The following is a 4,900-nucleotide window of genomic DNA, read 5'->3' as shown; positions in this document are numbered from 1 at the left end:
AATTGCAGGTGCTGTTGGTTGCGTATACGAGATGTACACAGAGAACCAGTTTGAGAACAATCCTACGAACGCAATTCCTACTGCAGCTACTGTGAAAGCTTTGTTAATTGCTAATGCAGAGCAATGGCCTATTTCACAAATACCGAGGGTGGCGCAAGGCTGGGGCTATCCTAAAATGAGCAATTTAGTAGATAAAGGCCAGAATATCCTTTCTGACGAAAGTTATTCGCTGACCACAGGTGGTACTAGCACATTCAAAGTAAGCTCTGTAAGTGGTCAGTGGCTGAAGATAACGCTAGTATGGCGCGACCCGAGTGCTGCAGCAGGCTCGAGGCCATGCTTGGTTAATAATCTTAACCTTCGGGTAGTAAGCGATTCAACAGGCACTGTTTATTACGGCAATATGGGCTTAAATAACGCGCTCTGGACTACTCCGGGTACTGGTACAAATCCTTGGAGCGGTGGCACTGCAGACCCAGATGCTAACAGGGACGACTTGAATAACGTAGAAAATGTATTCATTGAGAGCGCAAGCGGAAACTATACTATTTACGTAGAAGCTCAAAATGTGCCGAGCGGTCCTCAAACCTTTTCGTTAGTAGCTGCAAACACTCCTCCGGGCGTTGCTAGATTACTAGTTAAAGACTCTAAAGGTGTTAATGACCAAGACAAATTCAACTGGGATGACGAGCCTGTAATACAGGTAATAGATAGAGACAAGACTCCCAATCCAGAAGTAGTTGAGAGTACAACTGTAAAAGTTACTAGTAAGAAAGATCCTGCTGGCATTACAGTTACGCTTGTAGAGCCTGCCCCAGATGCTAACGTGTTAGAGGGCAGAATAAAGTTCAGTAAAGACGAGCCTGTTGGTATAAACTACAAGCAATCTTACGGTGCTCCGCACTACGTGATTGATGTATATCCAGAAGATACAATTACTATCAGCTGTTACGATACAGCGCCGGTAGAGCAGTGGATTAATAAGACTATCTTTTACGATGAAGTATATCCTATAATTTCAAACATTACTGTAACTGATTTAACTTACGAAAGTTTCACAGTAGAATTTGATACTAGCGAGCCCTGTAGAGGATATCTCCTTTTAGCTATGGTAGACAGTGAGCTCAACAACTCAGATCTCTATTTAAGCAATTACGAATATTACGAAATGTATCCAGCAACTTTGAACGAGATAAGGGATGGGACTGCATGGCTCATTGGGTTATATGACCCTGACTATAAAACTCATCATAAGCTCCAGATGGTAGAATGCTGGCCTGGCAGTCTGAACGGTTTCGCTGTGCTAGCTGAGGATAAATATGCCAATAGAGCTGTGGATACTAATGCTAATAATTTCTACTGGACAAAAGTATTTCCGCAGCCTATGGATATTCTATGCGTTTTCGACGGCTGGTATGGCGAGGATATTTACGCATGGCTGTACGATATATACGGGTTCTTGTTTGCAGGGTATTACCCGCTCGGGGGAATGGGCAGTAGCATTCAGAGCGACTGGAACGGTACTTATGAATTTACAACATACAAAAACTGGTTTGGAACGCCTGGAACTTTTGATGAGTACTGGAATGCAATGTGCGCGGATACGCGGGACAATAGCACTGACAATGTAGTTGTCTGGGAGACAGGGTGGACATGCGCAGACCTTGCACTACGGAAAACAACATGGCCAGCAGGCTATCAACGATACGATTGGCATGGAGGCTTTACTGTAAACGCTACGGAACGCTCTAAAATTGCATATTGGCACGATACTTGCGGAGGTCAGATTATGTTTGCAGGTAGTGGCTGGTGGGAAGATGCTAATGACAGATCTGATGTGCTTACTTTCATGCGTACTTATATGCATGCAGATAAAGTAGCTACTGGCGGTACTGCTGAGGATAAAGCGCAAGGCTACGATGTAGCAGCTGGGTTTTTAGATACAAACGGTAACATCCACGATGAGGATAACAGATACGTTTCTTCGGTAAGGGTATCAGGCGGCAGACTTTATGCCGATATTGATGATTATCGACCTGCTAAATATTGCGATGCAATTAGCGGTGACGAAACAACTGCTTACGGTACCGGCGCTGTAAAAGAGCTTGATTGGAATCTAAATGGCGATGGTAACGATCCCTCAAACTATTATTCAGCTGTAAGTTACGTTGGCGGTACGCCTGAAAGGAAAGTACTCTATTTCAGTCACGGCTTACTAACATTCTCCTATTACGTAGTTTTCGTAGGCTATAATTATAACGACATAACAGGCAACTTAACCAAAGCTTTCAAAGCTATTACCAAATTCTTCTGTCCCAGCACATATCTAGGCTCAACTAGAATTGAAGGTAAAGTTACTTATGGCGGTACAGCACTTGTAAATGCAACTGTGCAAGCTTACAGTGCTGCTGACCCGACTGTGCTGTTGGGCGCTGCTATAACAGACTCAGGAGGTATGTATAAGTTAGCCATTACTCCAGGTACTTATAATTTAAGAGCTTTCAAGCGCTGGTATTCTACAGAAGTGATAACCGGCGTAACAGTGGCTGCAGGGGAGGTAGTTACAGGCAAGGACTTCGCACTTAGCGCTAATGTAGGCGCAATAGAAGGTACTGTAAAAATAGACCATCCTGTGTTTGAGGCTCTTAAAGTTGGCGGTATACATGTAAAAGCAGAAGGCGCGGTAACTAAAGAAGCTATAACAATCAATGGCTATTATCATATAGACGATTTACCTGCAGGCACTTACACAGTTACAGCCTACGATTTAATGTATGTTAACGCTTCTTATACATACTCAGGAGTGCAGAGTAAATCAACAGCAGGTGTTACCGTTACTGCAGGAGTTTATACAAGCGATATAGACTTCGTACTCACTACAGGTATGCTTTCAGGCAGAGTTACAGACACAGCGAACAAGCCTATCAAAAATGCGTTTGTATATATAGTCGAGAGCGATAAGAGCTTAGAGCAAGACCCGATAGAATATCCCAATTCTGTTTTGAATTGGGCTATTACAGACGAGCGCGGGTATTACTCCATGCTGTTTATAGGTGATAACGCTAAAGGCTACAAGTTAAGGGCTAGAGCAGACGGCGAATATCAGTTCTATCACTATAATACTACAAGTAACGAATACGAAACTTTAGTGCAGACTTATGGATATTTCAACGAAAGCTATAAAGAAGGTGTGGAAACTATAGTTTACGTTAGCTGGGGTAAAGAAACTCCTAATATCAATTTCACGCTTGCAAAGAGCACAGGCACGCTAAAAGGTAAAGTTTACTTGCCCGGCACTACTACTCCTGCAAGTGGCGCTAAGATAGTAGCTAAAGTTTCTAAGTTCTCAGATGCGCTAGCGCCAGGCTGGGAGGAAGCAGAGTGGTATGCCTATACCGGTATTGATGGAACTTATACGATAAAGAATATAGTAAATGCAACTTACACCGTTACTGCAAGCAAGCCAGGAAACGGCACTGGGAATAAAACCGGTATCATAGTCAGACCTCTTGAGACAACTACAGTCGCTGATATTACAATGAGTGTTGCAGCTGCTGAGTACTCTCAAGATTTTAGCGGTACATTCCCGCCAGTAGGATGGAGTACGTACACTGGCGCCAGTGGTACTGAGTGGAAGCAATCAGATACAAACAATGCTGGTGGAACTGCGCCGGAGGCGAATTTGCATTATGGCACTTCAGGTGTTGTATCAACTTGGAGATTATATGCAGGTCCTTTTGATACGACCGGAATGACTTCTGTCACATTGAAATGGGCGAACTTTAATGACGATTATGCTGCTGGAGTTGATTGCAGAATCCAGACGAGCACAGATACAGTAACATGGACGAATACTACGTGGGTATGGACTAGCGGTAGCGGTAATCGCGGTCCTGGTATGGAAACTCTTAGCATAACTGAAAATGTAGGCTCGAGCACATTCTACTTCAGTTTCAGTGTAATCGGTGACTCATACCAATTAGATGATTGGTGGGTAGATGATGTGTGGATAAATGCCGAGCTAAAGGCTAATTATCCGCCTGTGCTTTCAGGAGGCTCTGTTGTGCCTGAAGCTGCTAGCGAAGGCTCTTCATTTACATTCTACGTGAATTACACAGACTGCGAGAATACAGAGCCTTCTTATATAAAAATAACAATTGACGAAAAGAGCACTTACGATATGGTAGGAGTTGATGCTGGCGATACTACTTATCACAACGGCAAGCAGTACAAATACACTACTACAATAACAGGTCAGGGCAAGCATAAGTTTAAGTTTAGTGCGAGCGATGGTATTAGCGAAGCTGGCGGCGAGACTTGGAATTTCACTTTCGAAGTTTACGATACAGTTGCACCTGCACTTGAGCATACTCAAAGAGTGTTCTCAAAAGAGACTGGCCAGCGAATTTATATCAATGCAACTGCAACTGATAATACTGCTGAGAGCGTAAAAGAAATCAAGCTATGGTGGAAGTTCGAGACAGGCGCTTACGAGCCTCGTGATATGATTGATACCGATAACCAGATAGGGCCGGGCGATTTCGGCGCTGTTATACCTGCACAAACAAGTTCAGGATGGGTCTATTACTACGTTACAGCTTACGACGGCACGCAAACAACTACTTATTGGAACGTGACTGTGGGAACGCCGTTTAGAATACGGATAATAGGAATTATAATAGGAGCGTCGCCAACGCGTGTGACTGCTACAAGGAGTGGCGACAACATCCTTCTCAATTGGACCGATACAGGCGCTACCTATAATATATACAGATCAACTTCTGTAGACGGTACAGGGTTTAACTGGGATAATCCGGTAGCGACGGGTGTAACAGGCTCCTCTTGGACAGATACCGGTAAGTACACAGACAGTAGTAACTACTCTTGGGTAGTGAATGCA

General features: G+C 43.8%; 1 protein-coding gene. It reads left to right on the top strand.

What is annotated here, in order from left to right; translation table 11 throughout:
* Positions 1-31 precede the first annotated feature (31 nt).
* On the top strand, positions 32-4,900 hold a 4,869-nt coding region (locus tag QMD21_07165), incomplete at its 3' end, for a carboxypeptidase-like regulatory domain-containing protein (protein MDI6856540.1).

Source organism: Candidatus Thermoplasmatota archaeon (genome assembly GCA_030018475.1).
Lineage (GTDB): Archaea > Thermoplasmatota > JASEFT01 > JASEFT01 > JASEFT01 > JASEFT01.
The sequence above is the reverse complement of the archived record's forward strand: the minus strand, read 5'-3'. Positions and strand labels throughout refer to the sequence as shown.